This is a genomic window from Mycobacterium sp. IEC1808, from assembly GCF_002101935.1.
In the GTDB taxonomy this organism is placed as follows: domain Bacteria; phylum Actinomycetota; class Actinomycetes; order Mycobacteriales; family Mycobacteriaceae; genus Mycobacterium.
On the sequence record NZ_LQPV01000015.1, the window covers coordinates 139,334 to 161,606 of the forward strand.

Annotated in this window: 27 protein-coding genes; 16 read left to right on the forward strand and 11 right to left on the reverse strand. The window is 67.0% G+C overall.

Translation table 11 applies throughout. The annotated features are described in order from the left end of the window. The first annotated feature begins 42 nt into the window (after positions 1-42). The gene (gene crcB, locus AWB92_RS09325; RefSeq protein ID WP_085185169.1) at positions 43-441 is read left to right on the forward strand and encodes a fluoride efflux transporter CrcB; all 399 of its coding nucleotides are present in this window, start codon (positions 43-45) and stop codon (positions 439-441) included. Beyond that, positions 438-806, forward strand: a complete 369-nt coding sequence (gene crcB, locus AWB92_RS09330) for a fluoride efflux transporter CrcB (protein ID WP_085185073.1) — start codon at positions 438-440, stop codon at positions 804-806. Before crcB (AWB92_RS09325) ends, crcB (AWB92_RS09330) begins: the two co-directional genes overlap by 4 nt. A gap of 9 nt (positions 807-815) precedes the next feature. Here the strand turns inward: crcB (AWB92_RS09330) and AWB92_RS09335 are convergent, their stop codons facing one another. Genes AWB92_RS09335 through AWB92_RS09345 form a run of 3 tightly spaced genes read right to left on the reverse strand, consistent with a single transcriptional unit; the run spans position 816 to position 2,690 of the window. After that, positions 816-1,445: a GNAT family N-acetyltransferase gene (locus AWB92_RS09335; RefSeq protein WP_085185074.1), complete on the reverse strand. Its 630-nt coding sequence runs from the start codon at positions 1,443-1,445 to the stop codon at positions 816-818. Positions 1,446-1,459: 14 nt separating this feature from the next. Further along, on the reverse strand, positions 1,460-2,332 hold the full coding sequence (locus tag AWB92_RS09340) for an LLM class F420-dependent oxidoreductase (protein WP_085185075.1): 873 nt from the start codon (positions 2,330-2,332) through the stop codon (positions 1,460-1,462). A gap of 1 nt (position 2,333) precedes the next feature. Further along, complete coding sequence (locus tag AWB92_RS09345) at positions 2,334-2,690, reverse strand: DUF488 family protein (protein ID WP_085185076.1); 357 nt, start codon at positions 2,688-2,690, stop codon at positions 2,334-2,336. A 47-nt stretch (positions 2,691-2,737) separates the two neighbouring features. On the opposite strand from AWB92_RS09345, the gene AWB92_RS09350 reads away from it, so the two are divergent. After that, positions 2,738-3,994: an HNH endonuclease signature motif containing protein gene (locus tag AWB92_RS09350; RefSeq protein WP_085185077.1), complete on the forward strand. Its 1,257-nt coding sequence runs from the start codon at positions 2,738-2,740 to the stop codon at positions 3,992-3,994. On the opposite strand, the gene AWB92_RS09355 is transcribed toward AWB92_RS09350, so the two are convergent. The 3 genes from AWB92_RS09355 to AWB92_RS09365 all read right to left on the reverse strand — a co-directional run bounded on the left by AWB92_RS09355 (position 3,956) and on the right by AWB92_RS09365 (position 6,489). Beyond that, positions 3,956-4,672 carry a DsbA family protein gene (locus tag AWB92_RS09355; RefSeq protein WP_085185078.1) on the reverse strand — a complete coding sequence of 239 codons (717 nt, stop codon included), beginning with the start codon at positions 4,670-4,672 and terminating at the stop codon, positions 3,956-3,958. The two genes, AWB92_RS09350 and AWB92_RS09355, sit on opposite strands and share 39 nt — an antisense overlap. Positions 4,673-4,683: 11 nt before the next feature. Continuing rightward, on the reverse strand, positions 4,684-5,604 hold the full coding sequence (locus AWB92_RS09360; RefSeq protein ID WP_085185170.1) for a CoA ester lyase: 921 nt from the start codon (positions 5,602-5,604) through the stop codon (positions 4,684-4,686). Positions 5,605-5,679: 75 nt separating this feature from the next. Next, positions 5,680-6,489, reverse strand: coding sequence for a hypothetical protein (locus AWB92_RS09365; protein WP_085185079.1), 810 nt, complete (start codon positions 6,487-6,489; stop codon positions 5,680-5,682). Between the two features lie 152 nt (positions 6,490-6,641). Between AWB92_RS09365 and AWB92_RS09370 the strand changes: the two genes are divergently transcribed. The 3 genes from AWB92_RS09370 to AWB92_RS09380 all read left to right on the forward strand — a co-directional run bounded on the left by AWB92_RS09370 (position 6,642) and on the right by AWB92_RS09380 (position 9,128). After that, positions 6,642-6,923 (forward strand): WGxxGxxG family protein, encoded by a 282-nt coding sequence (locus AWB92_RS09370; protein ID WP_085185080.1) that lies wholly within the window; start codon positions 6,642-6,644, stop codon positions 6,921-6,923. Positions 6,924-7,069: 146 nt separating this feature from the next. Further along, positions 7,070-7,636, forward strand: coding sequence for a hemerythrin domain-containing protein (locus AWB92_RS09375; protein WP_085185081.1), 567 nt, complete (start codon positions 7,070-7,072; stop codon positions 7,634-7,636). Positions 7,637-7,664: 28 nt separating this feature from the next. Then, a complete protein-coding gene (locus tag AWB92_RS09380; protein WP_085185082.1) occupies positions 7,665-9,128 on the forward strand; it encodes a protein adenylyltransferase SelO in 1,464 nt (487 codons plus the stop codon). A gap of 1 nt (position 9,129) precedes the next feature. Here the strand turns inward: AWB92_RS09380 and AWB92_RS09385 are convergent, their stop codons facing one another. Further along, a complete protein-coding gene (locus tag AWB92_RS09385) occupies positions 9,130-9,723 on the reverse strand; it encodes a TetR family transcriptional regulator (RefSeq protein ID WP_085185083.1) in 594 nt (197 codons plus the stop codon). A gap of 44 nt (positions 9,724-9,767) precedes the next feature. On the opposite strand from AWB92_RS09385, the gene AWB92_RS09390 reads away from it, so the two are divergent. From AWB92_RS09390 to AWB92_RS09410, 5 genes are read left to right on the forward strand one after another with little or no spacing between them, the layout of a single operon-like run. Next, positions 9,768-10,598 (forward strand): mycofactocin-coupled SDR family oxidoreductase, encoded by an 831-nt coding sequence (locus AWB92_RS09390; protein WP_085185084.1) that lies wholly within the window; start codon positions 9,768-9,770, stop codon positions 10,596-10,598. Then, positions 10,595-11,404: a mycofactocin-coupled SDR family oxidoreductase gene (locus AWB92_RS09395; protein WP_085185085.1), complete on the forward strand. Its 810-nt coding sequence runs from the start codon at positions 10,595-10,597 to the stop codon at positions 11,402-11,404. The genes AWB92_RS09390 and AWB92_RS09395 overlap by 4 nt, the downstream gene beginning before the upstream one ends. A 34-nt stretch (positions 11,405-11,438) precedes the next feature. After that, positions 11,439-12,239: a carboxymuconolactone decarboxylase family protein gene (locus AWB92_RS09400; protein WP_085185171.1), complete on the forward strand. Its 801-nt coding sequence runs from the start codon at positions 11,439-11,441 to the stop codon at positions 12,237-12,239. Beyond that, entirely contained in the window at positions 12,212-13,684 is a 1,473-nt protein-coding gene (locus tag AWB92_RS09405; RefSeq protein WP_085185086.1) for an aldehyde dehydrogenase family protein, read from the forward strand. Before AWB92_RS09400 ends, AWB92_RS09405 begins: the two co-directional genes overlap by 28 nt. Before the next feature lie 18 nt (positions 13,685-13,702). After that, a complete protein-coding gene (locus AWB92_RS09410) occupies positions 13,703-15,193 on the forward strand; it encodes an NAD(P)-binding domain-containing protein (protein WP_085185087.1) in 1,491 nt (496 codons plus the stop codon). A 20-nt stretch (positions 15,194-15,213) separates the two neighbouring features. On the opposite strand, the gene AWB92_RS09415 is transcribed toward AWB92_RS09410, so the two are convergent. Beyond that, a complete protein-coding gene (locus tag AWB92_RS09415; protein WP_085185088.1) occupies positions 15,214-16,041 on the reverse strand; it encodes an LLM class F420-dependent oxidoreductase in 828 nt (275 codons plus the stop codon). Further along, the gene (locus AWB92_RS09420) at positions 16,038-16,433 is read right to left on the reverse strand and encodes a DUF4267 domain-containing protein (RefSeq protein ID WP_085185089.1); all 396 of its coding nucleotides are present in this window, start codon (positions 16,431-16,433) and stop codon (positions 16,038-16,040) included. Before AWB92_RS09420 ends, AWB92_RS09415 begins: the two co-directional genes overlap by 4 nt. 394 nt (positions 16,434-16,827) lie before the next feature. Between AWB92_RS09420 and AWB92_RS09425 the strand changes: the two genes are divergently transcribed. Continuing rightward, the gene (locus AWB92_RS09425; RefSeq protein ID WP_085185090.1) at positions 16,828-17,520 is read left to right on the forward strand and encodes a TetR/AcrR family transcriptional regulator; all 693 of its coding nucleotides are present in this window, start codon (positions 16,828-16,830) and stop codon (positions 17,518-17,520) included. A gap of 122 nt (positions 17,521-17,642) precedes the next feature. Next, positions 17,643-18,305 (forward strand): TetR/AcrR family transcriptional regulator, encoded by a 663-nt coding sequence (locus tag AWB92_RS09430; RefSeq protein ID WP_085185091.1) that lies wholly within the window; start codon positions 17,643-17,645, stop codon positions 18,303-18,305. Positions 18,306-18,308: 3 nt separating this feature from the next. Here the strand turns inward: AWB92_RS09430 and AWB92_RS09435 are convergent, their stop codons facing one another. Further along, positions 18,309-18,560, reverse strand: a complete 252-nt coding sequence (locus AWB92_RS09435; protein WP_085185172.1) for a hypothetical protein — start codon at positions 18,558-18,560, stop codon at positions 18,309-18,311. Between the two features lie 109 nt (positions 18,561-18,669). On the opposite strand from AWB92_RS09435, the gene AWB92_RS09440 reads away from it, so the two are divergent. The 3 genes from AWB92_RS09440 to AWB92_RS09450 all read left to right on the forward strand — a co-directional run bounded on the left by AWB92_RS09440 (position 18,670) and on the right by AWB92_RS09450 (position 20,623). After that, the gene (locus AWB92_RS09440) at positions 18,670-19,266 is read left to right on the forward strand and encodes a DUF732 domain-containing protein (protein ID WP_085185092.1); all 597 of its coding nucleotides are present in this window, start codon (positions 18,670-18,672) and stop codon (positions 19,264-19,266) included. A 193-nt stretch (positions 19,267-19,459) separates the two neighbouring features. Further along, positions 19,460-19,927: a DUF732 domain-containing protein gene (locus AWB92_RS09445; protein ID WP_085185093.1), complete on the forward strand. Its 468-nt coding sequence runs from the start codon at positions 19,460-19,462 to the stop codon at positions 19,925-19,927. Positions 19,928-19,939: 12 nt separating this feature from the next. Further along, on the forward strand, positions 19,940-20,623 hold the full coding sequence (locus tag AWB92_RS09450) for an N-acetylmuramoyl-L-alanine amidase (RefSeq protein WP_173817387.1): 684 nt from the start codon (positions 19,940-19,942) through the stop codon (positions 20,621-20,623). 6 nt (positions 20,624-20,629) lie between these two features. Here AWB92_RS09450 and glnA read toward each other — a convergent pair whose 3' ends face one another. Next, positions 20,630-22,066, reverse strand: a complete 1,437-nt coding sequence (glnA, locus tag AWB92_RS09455; protein ID WP_068102970.1) for a type I glutamate--ammonia ligase — start codon at positions 22,064-22,066, stop codon at positions 20,630-20,632. Positions 22,067-22,273 lie beyond the last annotated feature (207 nt).

The following is a 22,273-nucleotide window of genomic DNA, read 5'->3' on the forward strand; positions in this document are numbered from 1 at the left end:
CTATGCTGCGAAGCGTTCATCCGCCGGAAAGGAACCGAACGCGTGGCACGACCCGACTATCGCGAACTGGCCGCGGTTTTCGTCGGCGGAGCGATCGGCGCGCTGGCCCGGGCGGGGCTGAGCACGGTCCTCGTCCGTGACACGGATCAGTGGCCGTGGCCGACGTTCATCGTCAACATCGTCGGCGCCGCCCTGGTCGGTTACTTCACCACCCGACTGCTGGAGCGGTTACCGGTGTCGAGTTACCGGCGCCCGCTGCTCGGCACCGGATTCTGCGGCGGCTTAACGACTTTCTCGACGATGCAGGTCGAGACCGTCCGGATGATCGAGCACGGCCACTGGGCCATGGCCGCGACCTACACGGTCACCAGCGTCATCTTGGGATTCCTGGCCGTCTACATGGCCACCGCCTTCGTTCGCCGGGTGAGGGTGCGCCGATGACGACCGTGTTGGTCTGGTCCGGCGTCGCGCTCGTCGGGGGCATCGGGTCGGTGCTGCGGTTCGTGATCGACCGCGCGGTGGCCCGGCGGGTGGCTCGGTCGTTTCCGTTCGGGACGTTGGCGGTCAATGTCAGCGGCGCCTTCCTGTTGGGTTTCCTCGGCGGCCTGGCGCTGAGCAAGGACGCGGCGCTGGTCGTGGGGACCGGGTTCGTCGGCGCCTACACCACGTTTTCCACCTGGATGCTGGAAACGCATCGCCTCGGTGAGGAACGCCAGACATGGACGGCGCTGGCCAACGTCGTCGTCAGCGTCGCCCTGGGCATCGCCGCGGTGGTTGTGGGCCAGTGGGCGGCGGCGCAGGTTTGACCCCGGCGCTCAGGCCTCGCGGAGCTTCGGCACGTCGTCGGGAGTACGGGGCAGCGCATACAGCGCCATTCGCCGGTTCGACATTTCGTGCTCGCCCAGGAACGCGCAACCGGCGCGCTCGCAGAATCGCCGCGCGGTCTTGTTCCTGTGATCGGGATCGAACATGATCCGGCGACACCGTGGGTCCTGGCCGAGCACGCTCGCCACGAAGTACGGCAGCACGTACCCGGCGATACCCCGATTCACGAACTCCTCGTCGGCGATGGCGGCATGTATCCCGAGATCGTACGGGTCCGCCTCGTACCGGGTGGCGATGGAATCCTTTGCGGCCCGGTACAACTCGATGTAAGCATGGTCTTGGCCATCCTGGCTGGCAAAAAACGGTCGGGAATAGCTGCCGTCGAGTTGCGCGCTGAGGTATCGGTGCCAGCGCTGGGGCGGCCAGGCGTATTCCCATGATTCGGCGAGGGCGGGCCGGTTCATCCACTCCGAGATCATCTCGGCATCTTTGTCCGGGTCGGCAAGCCGGAAAGCATACGGTTCGGGAACGTCGGCGGTGCCGGGCGGCGGGGGCACGCGACGCACCTCTTCGCTGATGTCGGTCAGTTCCCGCGGCAAGATCACTTCGGGTTCGCTCATATCAAACGCGCAGCCTACCCAAGCGCCTCCGCCCACTTGTCGGCCAACGCGGAAACCCAGCCGGTAGCGGCCTCGGGGCGGTCGGGCGGCGCCGCCACCAGGACCAGTTCGTCGACGCCCGCCTCGCAAAGCGCGCCGATGTCGCGGACAGTTGGCTCCCGCAGCGCCACGAACACCCTCAGCTCGGCGCGGTCGCGGCCCTCGTCGGCACAGAGCCGCTCCAGCCTGTCGATGCGTTCGCGCACCGCGGCCGGGCCGTCGAGGTTGAACCCGTACCAGCCGTCGCCCCAAGCGGCCACCCGCCGCAGCGCCGCATCGCTGTTGCCCCCCAAAACAATTGGGATGCGGCGCTCACGCAACGGCTTTGGGTTGACCCGGATCGCATCGAAGCGGAGGAACATCCCGTCGAACGAGGCGAGGTCGTCGCGCCACAACGTGCGCATCGCCGCCACGTATTCGGCGGTGCGGGCCGCCCGCTGCTCGAAAGGCACACCAAGAGCGGCGAATTCCTCCCGCGACCATCCGACGCCCACGCCCAGCGTCAGGCGCCCGCCGCTCAGCCGGTCCAGGCTCGCGGTCTGCTTGGCCACCACGACCGGGTTGTGTTCGGGGAGCAGGAGCACACCCGTCGCCAGGTCGATTCGGGACGACGCAGCGGCGGCGAAGCTCAGTGCGATCATCGGGTCGAGCCAATCCGCTTGCGCGGGAACGGCTATGACGCCGTCGTCGGAATAGGGGTAGCGGGACGCGGATCGATCCACCATGACGACGTGTTCACCGGCCCAGAGTGTGGCAAAGCCACAATTGTCCGCGGCCGATGCGACGGCGTCGATCACCGCGCGGTCGGCGCCGGACCCGATTCCCAGCGCGTGCAATCCCAACCGCATTTCAGTTGCCTTTGAGGAGCTTCGCCAGCACCGCCGCGTGACTGCCGTCGACTTCGCGGGCGGCGGTTACCAGGGTCACGACGCCGTGCTTGGCCAGCTTTCGCAGCTCCGCCAGCGCCGGGCTGTCGTGCAACTCGTCGGTGTAGCGCGCCGCGAATTCGTCGAACCGTTCCAGGTCACGGTGGTACCACTCGCGCAGCTCCTTCGACGGCGCGACGTCCTTGCACCAGATGCCCACCCGCGGGTCGTCCTTGCGCACCCCGCGCGGCCAGATGCGATCGACCAGCACCCGCTGCCCGTCGTTCGGCTCGGTTTCGTCATATACGCGCGCCACACGAATGCGGCTTTTGGCGCCCACGGGCTCAGGTTAGCGATCTTGTCGGCGGCCCCGGTACAATCGAACTTATGTTCGAACCGAATGCGGACGAGGCCGCTCTCATCGACAGGATCGCCGAGTTGGAGCGCGAAAAGTCGGCCGCCGCCGCGGGTCAGGCGCGGTTGGCCGCGGCCCTGGATGCGTTGCGACGCTCGAACGAAGCCGCCGCCGGCGTGCCGGCCGCACAGCGCGGACGGGGGGTGGCCAGCGAGATTGCGCTGGCGCGACGCGATTCCCCCGCCCGGGGCGGCCGGCATCTGGGATTCGCGAAGGCGCTGGTGTACGAGATGCCGCACACGCTGGCGGCACTGGAATGCGGGGCGCTCTCGGAGTGGCGGGCAACCCTGATCGTGCGCGAGAGCGCCTGCCTGGACGTCGAGGATCGCCGCACGCTGGACGCCGAGTTGTGCGCCGACCCGGAAAAGCTGAACGGCGTGGGCGACGCGCGGCTGGCCGCGGCCGCCAAGGCGATCGCCTATCGCCTGGACCCGCATGCCGTCGTCGAGCGAGCGGCCAAGGCCGAGAACGAGCGAACGGTCACCATTAGACCGGCGCCGGACACGATGACCTACGTGACCGCGCTGCTGCCGGTGACCCAGGGAGTCTCGGTGTACGCGGCGCTGCGCCGTGAGGCGGACACCCGGTGCGACGGGCGCTCACGCGGCCAAATCATGGCGGACACCCTGGTGGAACGGGTCACCGGACGCGACGCGGCAATCCCCACCCCGATCGCGGTCAACCTGGTCCTCACGGACGCAACGCTGCTGGGCGGTGACAATGCGCCGGCGGACCTGGGCGGCTACGGCCCGGTTCCGGCGGCGGTCGCCCGGGCCATGGTCGCCGGCGCGCTGGCGGACCGGCGCTCCCGGGCGACGCTGCGCAGGCTCTACGCGCATCCGCGTTCGGGGGCGCTGGTCGCGATGGAGTCGCGGGCGCGCCTGTTTCCGCGCGGCCTGGCCGCCTTCATCGAGATGCGAGATCAACGTTGCCGCACTCCTTATTGCGACGCGCCGATCCGACATCGCGACCACGCCCGGCCGTGGGCCGCGGGCGGCCCCACCACCGCGGACAACGGGATGGGCTGCTGTGCGCTGTGCAACTACGCCAAGGAGGCCGCGGGCTGGCGGGTGAGGACCACTGTGGACGAAAACCATACGCACACAGCCGAGTTCACCACGCCGACGGGGCAGACGTACCGGTCGACGGCCCCACCTCGGGCTCCCACGATCGAAGTCAGCGAGATCGAATTACGAATCGGCGTCGCCATTGCCCGACACGCGGCTTAGTCCCTCGAGGTCGATGACTTCGCCGCGGTTGATGCTGACCCAATCGCGCCCATCGAGATACGGGCGCAGGCTTCGGCCGATGAGATCGAGATCGGCCGGCGCCTTGGGCCGCTGCAGTTCGTAGACATGCGGCAACTCGGCCATCCCGGTTACGACGTTCCACAGGGTCAGCGCGGGAGGCCCGGTCGGCGGATCCACCAACACGGGTCCAAACAGGCACTGGTCCAACAGAAAAAGCGTGGGCACACCGAACCCGCCCGCGTCGAGGACGCGCTGATGTTCCTCGCGAATCTCGTCGTGGGTGGTGGGGTCGTCCAGCGCCTCGTCCAAAACCGCCGCGTCGACGCCGATGTCGCCCAGCAGTTTTCGCGCCACCGCCGGATCGTGCGGCTTGCCGCCTAGCGTATGCAGCTCGCGCCCGATCGTGCCGTACCACCGGTCCAGCAATGACATGTCCGTCCGGCGCAACAGCGCCCCGATCCGCATCAGCGACCAGCCGTAGGACCACTCCCGTTCCCACGGGTGCTTTTGGCCCTCCGACCGATTGACCTCCTCGAGGCTGAAGAAGCGCCAGTTGATGGTTATGCCGAGCTGCTCACGAATGTCGCGGATCCACAACGACGTCTGGTAGGCGAACGGGCACATGGGGTCGAAGTGGAAGTCCACCGTGGCGCTCATCGGACCAACTCCTAGTAGTGATACGTGTCCGACGGCGCGGGCGAGTGCACGCGCTCCTCGTCGTCGAACTCCGACACCTCGATGCCGTAGGCGCGGGCCAGATCCAGGATCTTGGTGGCCCTCGCGATACGCGGCAGGTCGGAGCCGTTGCGGATCTCTCCCCCGTCACGTTCGAACTCGGCGAAAAACTCCTTGGCCCAGGAGATTTCGTCCTGAGATGGGGAAAGTCCCTCGTTCACCACGGCGCACTGATCCGGCGTCAAGCAGATCTTGCCGGTCATCCCGAATTCGACGGAAACGGCCGTGGCCTCGATGAGCTTCAACGCGTTGGAGCCGATCGTCGGCCCGTCGATCGCGCTCGGCAGGTTGGCCGCCTTCGCGGCGATCGTGAAGCGCGAGCGCGCGTACGCCAGGGTGCTCGGGTCCTCGCCGAAGCCGGTGTCGCGGCGGAAATCGCCGATCCCGAACGCGAGCCGGAATGTGCCCTTGGCCGCGGCGATCTCGGTGATGCGCTCCAGTCCCCGGGCCGTCTCGACCAACGCCACGATGGGCACGTTGGGCAAGCGTTGCGCGGTCTCGGTGACGTGGTCCACCGATTCGACCATCGCCAGCATCACCCCACCGACGGGCGTACCGGCCAGTGCCGCCAAATCATCGGCCCACCACGGGGTGCCGAACCCGTTGATGCGGACCCAGTCGGTGTTTTCGGCGTTGAGCCAACGCACCACGTTCTCGCGGGCGGCCTGCTTGTCTTTGGGCGCCACCGCATCCTCGATGTCGAGGACGACGATGTCGGCGCGGGAATGCGCCGCCGCCTGGAAACGGTCAGCGTGCGCGCCGTTGACCAGCAGCCAACTGCGGGCGAGAACGGGATCGATGCGCCAGCCGATGTCGGCGGGATCCGGCGCCTGGTCGTCGACCTGTTCGTACATCTGATCTGTCGCCATGTTCATTCCGTTGGGTGAAATTCGTGTTCCTTAGACCGTAGTCGCCCGGCGAACCGATGATCACGCGGGCTTGCGCGAGCGCCGCCAGAGCAGGCCCCCCACAACCAGGACGGCGAACACCAGTAGCGCGGCGAGCAACGACTGCAGCGCAAAGACCGCGAAGTCGTTGACGTCGTACGAGTCGCCGTCACCGACACACTGGAAGCTCACGCTGGTGCCCGACTGGCCCGGCTTGTAGCTGTAGTGCGAGGTGTTGTACGCCATCGCGTATCCGCTGCGGCACACGACGGGACTCATCCACAGCGCGCTCGACGGGATGAGGGCGGTCGCCGCCGCCGCGATGCCTACGCAGAGGCCGATCCCCCCGCCGAGCAGCGCAACGATCGGCCCGATCCAACCGGCCCCGGAGATCTTGCGCTGCGGCGCCGCGAAGCCCTGACCGCCATAGGCTCCCCGCGGGCGCGGTGCCAGGAAAACGGAATCGGATGGGTCGCAACGCTGGTAGACGACTTGTCCCCCGACTTTGATCGTGCCTCCCGCGCGCAGGCCGGCCCGGTCGAGGACGTCTCTGTACTGCTGCTGCGACAGTCCCGCGTCGACGACGGCGCGTGCAAGTGCCTCCCGAAGCGGCGCCGGTCCCCCGAAGGGCTGACTGCGGTCGGCCGCCAAGGCCTGCGCCAGCCGGCGCGCGTGCTCGTCGATGGCGGCCAGCTGCACCGCGGAGACCTCGGCCGGACGCTCGACTGGCTGGCCGTCTCCCGCGGCCGCTCTCGCGTCGGCCAGCTGGCGCTCGAGCTCCGCGATGCGCTTCTGCTGCGCGAGCTGCAGCTCCAACTCGGCGATGCGCTGTTGCGGGTCCTGCTGATCCATCGGCAAACGATCGTACTGGGCAAAATCCTTGGGTGCAGTTTCAATCCTCTCACGCCGGGTAGCCCAGCCCTTGCGACATTCGGGCCCTTTTTCGCGTCGCACTCTTTCTCGGTCAGTTCACTCGATCGAGCACAACAAATTCAGGAGCAAACATGCGTAAGACAATTGCGGTCATTTCTGCCACCGGAGCACTGCTGTTCGGCGGGGCGGGCGTCGCCAACGCCACCACTCAAAATGTGCCGGCGCCGTCATCGACCACAACGACGCTGGCCGACAACAACAATGGCCAAAACACCGACCAACACAGCGACGACAACGGCCTGTGGGGGCTGCTTGGCCTGCTCGGGTTGGGTGGACTCATCGGCCTCAAGCGCCGCAAGGACACCGACACAATCGCGGCTGTCGGAACACCCACCACACGCGGCAACATCTAGCTGAATCCGCGGAAGCCCCCGTCGGATGCTGCAAGCGGTCTGACGGGGGCTCGCGTTTACCCGTCCCAGCGCCGGGTATTTCTGGCAAAGCGGTGCACAGCCCATAGCCCGCACCCCCGAATCCCCTATCGATGGAGGTATCGGCGATGGCCGACATGATTGTTCAGTCTCCCGAGGAGGTCGTCGCGTTTCTCAAAGCGCAGCACAACCTCATCGAGGACATGTTTGACGAAGTGCTGCACGCATCCGACCCCAAGGCACGCGAGAAGCCGTTCGTGGAGTTGCGCCAACTGCTGGCCGTGCACGAGACGGCCGAGGAGATGGTGGTGCATCCGCGGACTCGCCGCGAGGTAGACGGCGGCGACGCAATCGTCGACGCCCGGCTCAAAGAAGAGCACGAAGCCAAGGAACTGCTGTCGGGGATCGAGAAACTCGACTTCACCTCGCAGGAGTTCATCGACGAGCTGACCAAGCTGCGCGACGCCGTGCTCGACCACGCCCGGCACGAGGAGGACGAAGAATTCCCCCTGCTGCAGAAGGAAGTCGACGCGAACGACCTCAAGCGGATGGGCTCGGCGGTGCGTGCGGCCGAGGCGATAGCCCCAACCCGTCCGCATCCGGGCGTGGAATCGGCGAAGCTGAATTTCGCCGTCGGGCCGTTTGCCTCGATGCTCGACCGCGCCCGCGACTTGATCGCGCAGGCCATCGGCTAGGGACGGGACTTTCCGTAGTCTCGGTGAAGTGAGCGTTGCGCCGGATACCACCGTTGCTCTGCAGGACCGGTTCCTTCGCCAGCTGCCGGAGATGGCCGTCCGCTGGCAGGCCGAGCCGGCCCCCGACCTGCGGCTGCTCGCGATCAACGAGCCGCTGGCCGCCGAGCTCGGTCTCGACGCCGACTGGCTGCGGAGTCCCGACGGGCTGCGTTTTCTGGTGGGCAACCTCGTCCCCGGCGGCGCCGTTCCGGTGGCCCAGGCGTATGCCGGGCACCAGTTCGGCGGGTACGTCCCGCGGTTGGGCGACGGCCGCGCCCTGCTGTTGGGCGAGCTCGTCGACGACGGCGGGCGCCTGCGCGACATCCACCTGAAGGGGTCGGGACCCACGCCGTTCGCGCGCGGTGGCGACGGTCTGGCGGCGGTGGGTCCGATGCTGCGCGAGTACATCGTCAGCGAGGCGATGCACGCGCTGGGCGTCCCAACGACCCGGTCGCTAGCCGTCGTGGCCACCGGGCGGCCGGTGCAGCGCGAGACGGTGCTGCCCGGCGCCGTGCTCGCCCGCGTGGCCAGCAGTCACCTGCGCGTGGGCAGCTTCCAATATGCGTCGGCCACCGGCGACGTCGATCTGCTGCGCCGCCTCGCCGACCACGCGATCGCGCGACACCATCCGAGCGCGGCCGAGGCCGAGCGGCCGTACCTGGCCCTGTTCGAAGCGGTGGTTGCCGTCCAGGCGTCGCTGATCGCCCGATGGATGCTGATCGGCTTCGTGCACGGGGTGATGAACACCGACAACATGACGATCTCTGGTGAAACCATCGACTACGGGCCGTGCGCCTTCATGGAGGCGTATGACCCGGACACGGTTTTCAGCTCGATCGATTTCTGGGGTCGCTACGCTTTCGGCAACCAGCCGGTGGTCGCCGGGTGGAACCTGGCGCGGTTCGCCGAATCGCTGATTCCGTTGTTGTCCAACGACGTTGACGAGGCGGTGGCGCTCGCCGAGGAAGCGTTCGGAATTTTCCGGCCCAGCTATGACGCGGTGTGGTCGGCCGGCATGCGCGCCAAACTGGGTCTGTCTCAGGACCTGGACGCCGGAGTCGTTGCGCCGCTGGCCGACGAGTTGCTCGCGCTGCTGAACGAGAGCCATGTCGACTACACGTCCTTCTTCCGCCACCTCGGTCGGGCGGCGCGCGGCGAATCGGAGGGAGCGCGCGGGCTGTTCATCAACCTCGCCGGGTTCGACGAGTGGTTGGCGCGCTGGCGCGCCCTCGGCCCGGACGCCGAATCTATGGACCGCACCAACCCCGTCTACATTCCGCGCAATCACCTGGTCGAGGAGGCACTGGCCGCGGCCACGGTGGGCGATCTCGATCCGCTCGGGCGCCTGCTCGACGCAGTCACCGCCCCGTACGACGAACGCCCGGGCCTCGAGCGCTACGCCAGCCCCGCGCCCGAGGATTTCGGCGCGTACCAAACGTTCTGCGGCACTTGAACTATCGCGCGACGGCGCGGTCCTCGTAGGCCGCCGTCAACCAGAACACGGCGCGCTCGATCCCGGGCACGATCTCGGTGACCTCGATCTCGCCCTGCGCAAAGCGCCCCAGGAAGCCGAAGACCACGCCCGTCAGGATCAGCTCAAGATCTTTCGCATAGTCCGAATCCACCTTGGCCGTAATCGATTTTGCGACGGGGACCACGGCGTCGACGCCGCGCTGGATCAGCCGTTCGCCACCCGGCCCGGACCGTGCGCGAAAGTACGATCGCAGCATCGTCGGGTGCCGCTCCCACGGCTCGAAAATCGTCCGGAACACAGCCATCAGGTCGGAATAAAGCGATTCGCCGCCTTCGCCGGTGGCCGGTGACGGCAGGTTCGCGTAGCGATTGGTGTCCATCCACCATTCGAGGGCGGCGACGATGAGCTCGTCGCGGGTCGCGTACCGCTTGTAGATAGTGGCGAGGGATACCCGCGCGCGCTTGGCCACCTCGCGGAGCTGCACGGCCTCGTAGCCCTGCGTGTCCAGCAGCTCGACCACGATCTCGATGATCGGGTCCGGCTGGCGACCCCCTTCTGCAACCACAGTAACCATGTTACTCTACCGTTCGGGTAACCACGTTACTGAAGGGCAGAAGCATGGGCCAACTGGAAGGCAAGGTCGCCTTCATCACCGGGGTCGCTCGCGGACAGGGCCGCAGCCACGCGATTCGCCTGGCGCGCGACGGGGCCAACATCGTCGGCATCGACATCTGCGAAGACATCGCCGCGAACGGCTACCCGATGGCCAGCCGCGTCGAGCTCGACGAAACGGTGGCCCTCGTCGAGGCCGAGGGCGCCAAGATGCTCGGGCTGGTGGCCGACGTCCGCGACTTCCATCAGGTCAAGTCGGCGGTGGACGCCGGCGTCGAGCAGTTCGGTCGCCTCGACATCGTGCTGGCCAACGCGGGGATCGCGCCGGTGGCCTTCCGCGAGCTGACCATCGAGGAGGAGCTGGAGCAGTGGAAGGCGGCGACCGGGGTCAACCTCGACGGCGCATACCACACCGCGTGGGCGGCGATTCCGCACCTGCTCGCCGGTAATCGCGGCGGGGCGATCATCTTCACCAGCTCCACCGCTGGGCTGAAAGGTTTCGGCGGCCTGCAGGGCGGCGGCCTGGGCTACGCGGCCTCCAAACACGGTATCGTCGGGCTGATGCGGACGCTCGCCAATGCGCTTGCGCCGCTGAACATTCGGGTCAACACCGTGCACCCGACCGCGGTCAACACCATGATGGCGCTCAACCCCGCCATGACCGAATTCCTCGAGAACTACCCGGACGGCGGCCCGCACCTGCAAAACCCGATGCCGGTCGGCCTGCTGGAGCCCGAGGACATCAGCGCCGCCATCGCCTACCTGGTCTCCGACGAGGCCAGGTACGTCACCGGGGTGACCTTCCCCGTCGACGCCGGGTTCTGCAACAAGCTATGAGTGCCACTGGGCGAGTCGCAGGCAAGCGGGTGCTGGTAACCGGCGCCGCGCGGGGAATGGGCCGCAGCCACGCCGTGCGCCTGGCCGAGGAAGGGGCCGACCTCATCCTGGTCGACATCTGCGCCTCGCTACCGGAAATCGAATATCCCCTCGCCTCGCGCGCGGACCTCGAGGAAACCGTGCGGCTGATCGAAAAGCATGACCGCCGCGCCGTCCTCCACGTGGTCGACATCCGCGACGCGGCGGCCCTGGCCGCGGCGGTCGACGACGGCGTCGCCGAATTGGGCGGCTTGGACGCCGCCGTGGCCAACGCCGGGGTGCTGACCGTCGGCACCTGGGACACGACGACGCCGGAGCACTGGCGCACCGTCGTCGACGTCAACCTCATCGGCACCTGGAACACCTGCGCCGCCGCCCTCCCCCACCTCGTCGGCCAGGGCGGCAGCCTCATCCTGGTCAGTTCGTCGGCCGGGCTGAAGGGCACGCCGCTGCACCTTCCGTACACGGCGTCCAAGCACGGCGTCGTCGGGTTGAGCCGCGCGCTGGCGAATGAGCTTGCCGCGCACAGCGTTCGCGTCAACACCGTGCATCCGACGGGGGTGGAGACGGGAATGCGCCCGGAATCCCTGCAGGGCCTCCTGGCCGAGACGCGGCCCGACTTGATCCCCATCTTCCTCAATGCCCTGCCCACCCTGATGGCCGAGGCGATCGACATCAGCAACGCGGTGCTGTTCCTGGTGTCGGACGAGTCTCGATTCGTCACCGGGCTGGAGTTCAAGGTGGACGCCGGCGTCACCCTACGGTGACGGCCATCAAACCCGAACGCCGAGAGTGGGTTTCATGACAGAACGCTCCGAACTGGGCAGACACCGTTTCGCCGAGGTGATGACGATGCCCCCGCCCGACGATCCGAGCCCCACGACCACCAGTGGCCTGATCGATTTCGTCTTCGCCGAAATCTGGTCGCGGCCGATCTTGAGCCGCAGGGACCGGCGTTTCGTCACGCTGGCCTGCGTCGCGGCCGCCGACGCCGAGGAACCCCTGCAGGATCACGTGTACGCGGCGTTGAACAGCGGCGACCTGACCATCACCGAGATGCGCGAAACCGTACTGCATTTCGCGGTATACGCCGGCTGGCCCAAGGCGTCCCGATTCAACATGGCCGTCGACGCGCAATGGGAACGGATCCAGCGCGAGCGCGGCCAGGACGTGCCGCCACCCGAGCCGCTGCTGCCCTTGGTCACCCCGAGCGATCCGGAGGGCCGGTTGGCGGGCGGGGAGGAATGCTTCAGGGCGGTCAACTGCATTCCGTTTGTTCCGATCCGCGACAACCCCTACTCGGGCGCGGGGATTTTGAACTTCGTGTTCGGCGAGATGTGGCTGCGGCCGGGCCTGGGAATCAAGGAGCGGCGGCTGGTGACGGTGGCCTGTGTGGCCATCCAGGACGCGCCCATCCCGATCCTCAGCCACGTCTACGCCGCGCTCAAGAGCCGCGACATCTCGTTCGACGAGATGGACGAACTGGCCCTGCATTTCGCCGCCTACTACGGCTGGCCGAAGGCTTCCCACCTGAGCCAGGTGATCGGCGAGCAGAAGCAGCGGGTGTCGGCGGAATGGCGCGCGGAAGCCACCGCAACGTGAACTCGTCACTGTCCGGAGGACTACTGATCGGCGGCGACCGCGTGACCCGGTCGTCCGGCGGGGTCCACCAGCACATCTACCCGGCCACCGGCCGGCCCAACGCGAGCGTGCAATTGGCCGGCGCCGCCGAGATCGACGAGGCGGTCGCCTCCGCATGGGCGGCCCATCGAGAATGGATGTCGCTCACCGCCGATCGCCGGCGGGATAAGTTGATCGACCTGGCCGACGCGGTGCGCGACGATCTGGACGAGCTGGCCCAGCTCAACGTGCACGACTACGCCGTCCCAATCTCGCTCGCCGGCAACGCAATTCTGCTCGAACGGTTTTTGCGCCACTTCGCGGGCTACGTCGACAAACCGCACGGCCTCAGCACGCCGGTGGCCGAATCGTTCGACGTCAACCTCGTCGAGCGTGAGCCCTACGGCGTCGTCGGCGTCATCACCCCGTGGAACGGCGCGCTGGTGGTGATCGCGTCGTGCGTCGCCCCGGCGCTGGCGGCGGGCAACGCCGTCGTGCTCAAGCCGTCGGAGGTGGCGCCGTTCGCCGCCTTGCGATTCGGCGAGCTGTGCGTAGTGGCGGGCCTACCCGCCGGGCTCGTCAACGTGGTGCCCGCCGGACCCGAAGGCGGTGACGCGCTCGTCCGCCACCCGGGCATCCGCAAGGTGCACTTCACCGGCGGCGCGGCAACCGCCCGCAAGGTCCTCGAGGCGGCCGCGACGAACCTGACACCGGTGGTCGCCGAGCTCGGCGGCAAGTCGGCGATGATCGTCTTCGACGACGCCGACCTCGACGCGGCCGCCATGCTGTCGGCGCACCAGGGCCCGCTGATCCAGTCGGGACAGAGCTGCGCCTGCGCCAGCCGGATCCTGGTGCACGAATCGGTCTACGACGCGTTCACCGAACGCTTCGTGGGTGCCGTCACGAGCGCCAAGGCGGGTGACCCGTTCGACCCGGGCGTGGTGTTCGGGCCTGTCATCAACCAGCCCGCCGCCGATCGCATCATCGCCGAGATCGATGGCGCCGTCCGCAACAAAGCGGGTGAAATGCTCACCGGCGGAACCAGATTGGGCGGCGAGCTGTCGGCGGGATACTACATCGAGCCGACCGTGTTCGGCGACGTGGACAACGCTTCCACGCTGGCCCAAACGGAGACCTTCGGCCCGGTGGTGTCCCTGATGAAGTTCGGCAGCGAAGCAGAAGCGGTGCGCATCGCCAACGACACGCCATACGGCTTGAACGCCTTCGTGCAGACGCGCGACCTCGCCCGCGCGCACCGCATGGCGCGCCGGCTCGAGGCGGGCTCGGTGTGGGTCAACACGTTCAGCGACATCTCGCCGCAGGGACCGTACGGCGGTTTCAAGCAAAGCGGCTTCGGCCGCACCGGCGGCCTCGACGGCCTCTACGAATTCCTGCAAGTCAAGAACATTCGAATCGGCATGGGCTGAAGCGTTTAGAGTTCCAGGATGGCTGGAAACGTCGCGGTGATCGGGGCGGGACCGGGTGGTCTCATCGCGGCGCGTTGGCTGCTGTCGCAGGGGTTCGAGCCGACGATCTTCGAGCGCTCACCCGTGGTCGGCGGGCAATGGGCGGGCCTCGACGGCCGCAGCGGCGTCTGGCCCAGCATGCACACGAACAGCAGCCGCGTCCTGACGGCCTTCAGCGACCTCGAGCACGAGACCGGCCTGGTCTATCCGTCCAACCGCGCCATTCTCGACTATTTGCGCCGCTTCGCCGAAAGGTTCCGGCTCGTCGAACGCATCCTGTTCGGAACTCCGGTCGAACTCGTCGCGCGGGACGGCGCCCGCTGGCTCGTTCGTCATGCCGGCGGGGAGGAAAGTTTCGAGCGGGTCGTGGTGGCCACCGGAAGGTTCCACGCTGCGGCCATTCCCCCGGTGCCTGGGCTCGAGACCTTCGCCGGCCCGGCCGGAGCGACCCCGACGTACCACTACCGCGGGCCCGCCCCGTATCAGGGTAAGCGCGTTCTGGTGGCGGGCTGCGCGATCAGCGCACTCGAGATCGCGACGGAGCTCGCGCAACTCGGCGCGGCGCGCGTCGTGGTGACCCAGCGACGCCAGCGGTACGTGCTGCCCAAGTTCGCCGCCGGCGTCCCGTCGGATCACCGGGTCTATACGCGCTACGGAACGCTGGCCGACGAGACGCTTCAGCCGGCCGAGATCGACCGGCAACTCAAGGAGATGGTGATCGCGGCCGGAGGGAGCCCCGAGCAGTACGGCGCGCCGGCGCCGGACCCTTCCGTCTCGGTGGCCGGCCTCACCCTCAACCAGCACTACCTGCCGCTGGTGGCCGAGGGCCGGATCTCGGTGCGTCCGTGGATGGCGTCGGTCGCGGGCACGACGGTGGCGTTCGCCGACGGCCGCACCGAGGAATTCGACGGGATCGTGTTCGGCACCGGGTTCAATCTTTCGATGCCATTCCTCGGGGAAGACATCCGGCGCGTCCTCGACCTGGACTCGGTGCACCTGGACGCCGACCGCTACACCTTCCATCCCGACCTTCCGGGTCTGGCCTTCGTGGGCATGTGGGATCAGTCGGGCGGATACTTTGTGCCGCTTGAACTTCAAGCTAGGTGGATCGCCTATACATGGGGCGGCACCATCCCGTCGCCCACCGAGACCGACCAGCGGACGGCGATCACGGCCTACCGCTCCCGGCGAGGGACGTCGCAGAAGACGCGGATGAACCTGGTCGCCATGACCTTCGCCCGGGCCGCTGGTGTCGAGCCGAAGCCGGATGACTGGCCGGAGCTGCGGCGCGCCCTGCTGTTCGGTCCCCTGGCGCCGAGTTGTTTCCGGCTCCAAGGCCCGGACGCGTTGCCCGACGCGCCGACCCGGTTCGCGCGCGACGCCGCCACCTTCGGTGCGATCACATCCAACGAGCTGACCGAGCGGGAACGCAGCTATTGGTCGCTCCTGGAAGCGGCCCTGGTCCGTTAGATCCCCTGCCCGGCAATGGTTTACGCCAATTGCGCGAACTCGGCCTGCAGCTCATCCAAACGCCGCAGCGTCTCGTCACGCGGCTCGGTGGGCAGCTCCACCAAAACCTGCTCCACCCCCAGCGGCGGGTAACCCTCGAGTGCTTGCGCCGTGTGCTTCCCCATGTGCATGTTGATCACCGGGACGTCGTGCCCGGCAACGGCGCGCAGCTCCTCCAGCTGACCCGACAGGGCGCCCGCCGACCCGCTCATGGCCAGCCAGCCGGCGTTGAGCCGGGCGATGCGCTTGAAAGCCCCCGGCCCGCCGCCCACATACAGCGGCGGATACGGCTTCGTCAGCGGCTTGGGCCAGCTGTAGATCGCATCGAAGTTCACGAATTCGCCGTGGAACTCGGCCTTTTCCCGCGTCCAGATCTCGATCATCGCGTCCAGCCGCTCGTCCGCCGTGCGGCCGCGCACACCGGGATCGACGCCATGGTTGGCGATCTCCTCGCGCAGCCAGCCCACGCCCACACCAAAGCGGAATCGCCCCTGCGATACCAGATCGAGCGAGACCACCTCCTTGGCCGTCAGGATGGGGTCTCGCTGCGGGACCAAAGCGATCCCGGTGCCCAGGACGAGTTGCTCGGTCGCGACGGCCGCCGCGGTCAACGCCACGAACGGATCGAACGTCCGGTAGTACTTCCGCGGAATCGGCCCGCCCATCGGATACGGCGTCTCGGCGTCGACGGGGATGTGCGAGTGCTCCGCCAGGAACAGGGAGGCAAACCCGCGCTCCTCGAGTGCCCGGCCCAACTCGACCGGGCCGATTCCTTCGTCGGTGATGAACGTCAGGACGCCGATTCTCATGGTTGCTCCCCTCGTCGCCCGACGACGTTACGCCGCGTCGCGCCCCAAAGCCCCACACCGATACCGACGACGGCACCGCCGAGGCCGATCAGCCGCTGCGACGGCTTCAACTCGTCGTGCACGCTCATCCCGCCGAGCAGGTCGGCCGCGTCGGCACCGCCCGAGGCCAGGAACCAGCCGCGGGTGTCCTTGCCGCGCAGCGCCGCGGCGGCGAGCAGCCCGCCGATCAACGCATCGCGATAGCCCATGGAACGCAGCAACAGTCGCGCCGTCGGCGTCGGTTCCTCCGGGTCGCCCCACAGCCGGTTCGCCCGGAGCGGGTCGGCGAGGAAGGAGATGCCCGACGCGAGTCGGATGCTGCCGGCGACAAGCGCGGCCCGGTCGATTGCCATGGCCGCAGCCTAGAGCGAATCGCTCCGGTGCACGAGCACGATGTTTCGCTCGCCAGTGAACTAGGGTTCACCGAAATGGTCGTTTTCAGTTATGAATTTTGACCAGTAAGACGTTTAAGGAAGTTGCGGTACGTTGCTCGACTTCAGCAAACCCGTTCGGGTGAAACGCAATTGCCGCGTCGCCGTTTGCGACCCGCAAGCCACGCCATCGAAAGGGCCGAGACCAGCCACAAGTCGGCGAGAACAATTCGCGCGCGAACAATTGTGCATTTGTCTAATAGAAGACCCGGCCAACATTTCCTTCGCTCTCGCTGCTGCGCGACGTCAACTCGCCCGACACGGTGTTTTCGAAAGCGGGTGTGTATGACCGATCAGCGGATTATTTTTACAAACTATGACGGGACAGGGGGAGCCGCGAGCGCGTCCGCAGCAATATGCCAGCCACACGGTCACGCCACGCCGCAAGAAGCTTGCGCCCGACCCCGACGTGCGCCGCGCGATCGTCGATGCCGCGGCGAAATCGGTTCGCGAGCAGGGTGTTCGGGGACTCAGCGTCGCCACGGTGCTCGAACGCGCGCAGCTGAGCACCCGAGCGTTCTACCGCCATTTCGAGTCGAAGGACCAACTGGTGGCGGCGGTCTTTCTGGAGATGACGCGCAGCGAAGTGACGCGGCTGCGCGACAAGATGTCGCAAGCCACCGACCCGATCGAGGCGGTGGCCGCCTGGATCGACGGGCGGCTCGACCTCGCATTCGACGAGGACGTCAGGGCGGAGCTGCGGCAGGTGTCGCTGGAAGCCCAATCGAAAATGGTCTCGACTCCCGAGGCGGTGACACCCGCCTACGGTGCAATCCTCGAGCCGCTCATCGAGCAGCTCCAGCGGGGCCTGGAACTGGGCGTGTTCAAGGACATCGTCCCGGCGGTCGCGGCCAAGTCGATACACGGCGTCGTGTGGGCCGGCACGCAGCGGCAGTGGGCGACGAACCATTGGGACCGAGACGAGGTCCGCGACCGAGCGGTGCGGTTCTGCCTGCGCGGGTTGGGCGTGGCGCCGAACACCATCGAGCAAGTCACCGCCTTGGGCTAGCCAGAGATTTCGAAAACGTTAATTTTCGATCGGGCGATGTTTGGAGGTTTTCACTGGCAATGGCGCGGGGTACCTACGCACCTATGAAACGTCTGTATAACCGGACCACCCTCTTCTGACCCATGACTACCTCGTTGACGCAACGACGGAACAAGCTCGCCCCCGACCCGGACGTGCGGTGCGCCATCCTGGACGCCGCCTCTCAGTCAATGCACGACCACGGCGTCCGAGGGCTTAGCGTCGCCGCCGTGCTGGAACGCGCGCAGCTCAGTACCCGCGCCTTCTACCGGCATTTCGACTCGAAGGATCAATTGGTTGCGGAGGTCTTTCTGGAGCTGGCCCGCATGGAGACGCAACGGTTGAGGGGCCGGATGGCGAACACCACCAACCCGGTCGAAGCCGTCGTTGCGTGGGTCGACGGGCGACTCGAACTCGCCTTTGAAGATAACGGCGAATCGGGTTCGCGCCGCCTGTCGTTGGAGGCTCACTCGAAAGCGCTCTCCTCGCCGGAGATGGTGGCCCCCGCCTACGGTGCGATACTCGAGCCGCTCATCGAGCAGCTCGAGCGCGGGCTCGAACTCGGCGTGTTCGAGGACATCGTCCCGTCGACCGCGGCGAAATCGATCCACGGCGTCGTTTGGGCAGGCACCCAGCGGCAGTGGGCCACCCATCGTTGGGACCGAGCCGTCGTCCGCGAACGCGCGCTGCGGTTCTGCCTGCGCGGACTCGGCGTTGCGCCCCACACGATCGAACGGGTAACCGGGGACGACGCCGCGGCGGGTTAGCCGTTACCTGGCCGGGCACGCATCGGCGATTTGAATCGAAGCCGGCCACAGCACCGCCGTCAGGCCAAATGCCGCGACGTCGGGGGCCGCCGGGAACACGGGTTCGAGTCGCGCCTGGATTCGCTGGGTCTCGTCGGTGTGCAGGACCGCCCACACGAAGCCGATGGACAGGTACGGGATCGCGAGCCACAGCGCCAGTTCGATCAGCGCCCCGACGCTGACCTCGTATTGCAGCACGCGCCGAAGCAAATCCATCGCGCGCTCGACGCGGCCTCCGGAAACGCCCCGGTCGTCCGGGTCGGCGTGATGGTCAGGCGAGGCTGACATAGCGCGAGGTTCTCACAATCGCTCGGCGATGGCTACGATGGCCGTCATGGCCGAGCCGTCTCCGGCTGCCGACGAAACGTTCGGGCTCAACCGCGCCGAGACGGTTGCCGTACCCAATCACGCGGCTTCGGACGAAGCCGACCGCACGTCGGCGCGCGACTACGACGATGTCCGGGATGAACCACCGGAAGACCGCCAATCATGGAGCGCCACTTGGCGAAAGGCCGCGGCGCTGCTGATGGGCGGTCTGGGGTTGGCGGGCGCGATCGTCCTGGTCTTCTGGCTCTTCAGCCCGTCCCCCAAGGGTCCGCAACCGGCCGCGCCAACGCCTGCACCGACCGCATCCACGGCGCCGCCTTCAGCGGCCGGGCCGTCGTCCATCGTGTCCACGCCGGATCAGGACAACAAGTACGTGCAGGACCTGAACGATCACGGCATCTCGTTCGCCAATCCCGAGGCCGCCATTCACAACGGGAAGGTGGTGTGCGACGACATCCGTCAGGGGATGACGGTGCCACAGATAGTCGGGGCGTTCCGGACGAGCAATCCGGGGCTCGACGCCGATACCTACGTGACGATCTCCGTCCACGCGTACTGCCCGCAGAACGCGAACCTGGTCGGCCCGGTGTCCTAGCGCGGTCTGTACGGACCGCCGCCGCCATGACAGACTTCGACATCGGCCATTGACGTGTCGTTGAACTCCGGAGCGTAAACGGTGCGATATTGATTGGACTTGGGGTTGCCTGGAGAGTCCGGGCGAGGGGTCGGCGTGATCCACGAAGCGCGAGCGCCCTTGGCGACCATCCGGGAGTCAGAGGAGGCCGCGCATGACGGGCAGCCAAACCAGGCAGACGCCGGTTGGGGTGCTCATCGGCGGGGCGGCTCTCGCGGTAGCCGCCCTGGCGGGCCTCATTTCGGTGGGGGTGTACCTGTCACGGGACAAAACGGCGATGTCGCCGGGCCCGCAAACCGTCACGGTCAGCGCCTCGAGCGCCGCCAACTCGCCAGCCGACGGCGCGGACGGTCAATTCCTGTCCACGCTGGACAGCTACGGCATCACGGACAGCGGCAAGGCGGCCATGCGTCAGCGGTTCATGGAGCTCGGCCACCACACCTGCTTCCTGATGTTGCCGCCGCGACCGGAGCCTATCGAGTCCACGGTCAACAACATCCTGGAGGCACAGAACCAGGACAAAGCCGCGGGTAATCCGTGGCCGAAACGCTTCGGCCATGACGACGCCTTGCATTTGGCGCAGGCCGCCGTCTTTGCGTACTGCCCGAGTGCGGCGAAGTAGGAGCGCTGGCCCATGGTCGACCGCCGTCAGCTGCTGCGGCTGGCGGGCGGCATCGGCTTGTCGGTGATCGGCGCGGGTGCGGGACGGACGGACGTCGCCTCGGCCGCTATGTCGGCGCAATTGCTCTGTCGAGACGCCTGGGGGGCGCGACCTGCCCGCGCCGGCGGGAAGCCGCACACCATCACCCGCATGACGCTGCACCACGAGGCGGTGGTCCTCGGCGAAAACCGCAACGCCCCAAGCCATTTGCGCCAAGACCAGCGGTACCACCAAGACGAGAAGGGCTGGATCGACATCGCGTATCACGTCGGCGTCGACCGTGACGGCAACATCTACGAACTGCGAAGCACCGAATTCGCGGGCGACACAGCGACGGACTACAACACGACCGGCCATTTCCTGGTGCTCTGCGAAGGCGACTTCGACCAGGAAGCGGTGTCCGAGGCGCAGCTGCAGGGAGCCGCGCTCGCGTTCGCCTGGGCCGCGCAGAACTTTCGGGTCGCGAGCAACACATTGGCGGGCCATCGCGATCTCGCCTCGACGTCCTGCCCGGGCGCGAACCTCTATGCGCATCTCTCGTCGGGTGACCTCAAGCGCCGCATTGACGATCTGCTGGCCGCCGGCCCGGTGGGCCTCCAGCGGTTTTGCGGGCCCGACGCGGCGGCAAAAGTCGCGGCCATCGAGGCGGGCAGCTGATCCGGCTCACACGTCGTAATACAGCGCAAATTCGTACGGGGTCACCCGGAGGTTGAACGGCGCGATCTCGTAGTCGCGCTTGTAGTTGATCCACGTCTCGATCAGGTCGGGCGTGAAAACGCCTCCCTCCGTGAGGTATTCGCTGTCCTCCTCTAGACGGTCGATCACCGCGGACAGCTGGGTGGGAGCCTGAACGATTTCCGCGGCCTCCTCGGGCGGCAGCTCGTAGAGGTCCTTGTCGACCGGTGGTGGCGGCTCGATCTTGTTTTTGATGCCGTCCAGGCCGGCCATCAGCATGGCCGAGAACGCCAGGTAGGGGTTGCCCGACGAGTCGGGGCAACGGAACTCCAGTCGCTTGGCCTTCGGATTGTTGCCGGTGATGGGGATGCGTACGCACGCCGAGCGGTTGCGCTGGCTGTACACCAGGTTGATGGGGGCCTCATAGCCGGGAACGAGCCGCTTGTAGGAGTTGACCGTGGGGTTGGTGAAGGCGAGCAACGACGGGGCGTGATAGAGCAACCCTCCGATGTAGTGCCGCGCGGTGTCCGACAGGCCGGCATAGCCCTCCTCGTCGTACATCAGGGGGACGCCGTCCTTCCACAGCGACTGGTGGCAGTGCATACCGGAGCCGTTGTCGCCGAACAGGGGCTTGGGCATGAACGTCACGGTCTTGCCCGCCTGCCACGCGGTCTGCTTGACGATGTACTTGTACATCTGATGGTCGTCGGCCGCGTGCAGCAGCGTGTTGAACTTGTAATTGATCTCGGCCTGGCCGCCACCCCCCACCTCGTGGTGGCCCTTTTCGAGGGAGAAGCCGGCGTTGGTCAGGTTCGTCAGGATCCTGTCGCGGAGGTCAACGTAGTGGTCGGTGGGGGCGACCGGGAAGTATCCCCCTTTGGGGCGGACCTTGTAGCCGCGGTTGGGGCTGCCGTCGGACTCGGTCTCCTCGCCGGTGTTCCACCACCCTGACGTCGCGTCCACCTTGTAGAAGGAGCTGTTGATGTTGGAGTCGAACTTGACCGAGTCGAAGATGTAGAACTCCGCCTCCGGGCCGAAGTAGGCGGTGTCCGCGATGCCGGAGCTGATCAGGTAGTTCTCCGCCTTGCGGGCGACGTTGCGCGGGTCGCGTGAATACAGCTCGAGGGTGAAGGGGTCGTGCACGAAGAAGTTCACGTTCAGCGTCTTGGCCTCGCGGAACGGATCGATCGTCGCGGTCTCCGGGTCGGGAAGCAGCAACATGTCGGACTCGTGGATCGATTGGAAGCCGCGAATCGAGGAGCCGTCGAAGGCCAGGCCTTCCTCGAACACGTTCTCGTCGAACACGTAGATCGGAATCGTGAAGTGCTGCATGGTGCCCGGCAGGTCACAGAAGCGGACGTCGACGTACTCGATGTTCTCGTCCTTGACGAGTTTGAAGATGTCGTCGGGCGTGTGTTCGGACACGGAATGCTCCTTCGCTCGCCACTATCAGACTGTTGACGCGAGTAGCAGTGGCGCCAGGGTTTTTTACACCTCAACTATTTCGTCAGCGTGACGCGCCCGAGTCGAACCTGTTGCACCGCACGACTTTCTGCATCCGTACTCCTCAGGTGGCATGAGCCGGCACGGTGGCCGATAGTCATAGGGACGAAAAGCGAAAGGCCGAACCAT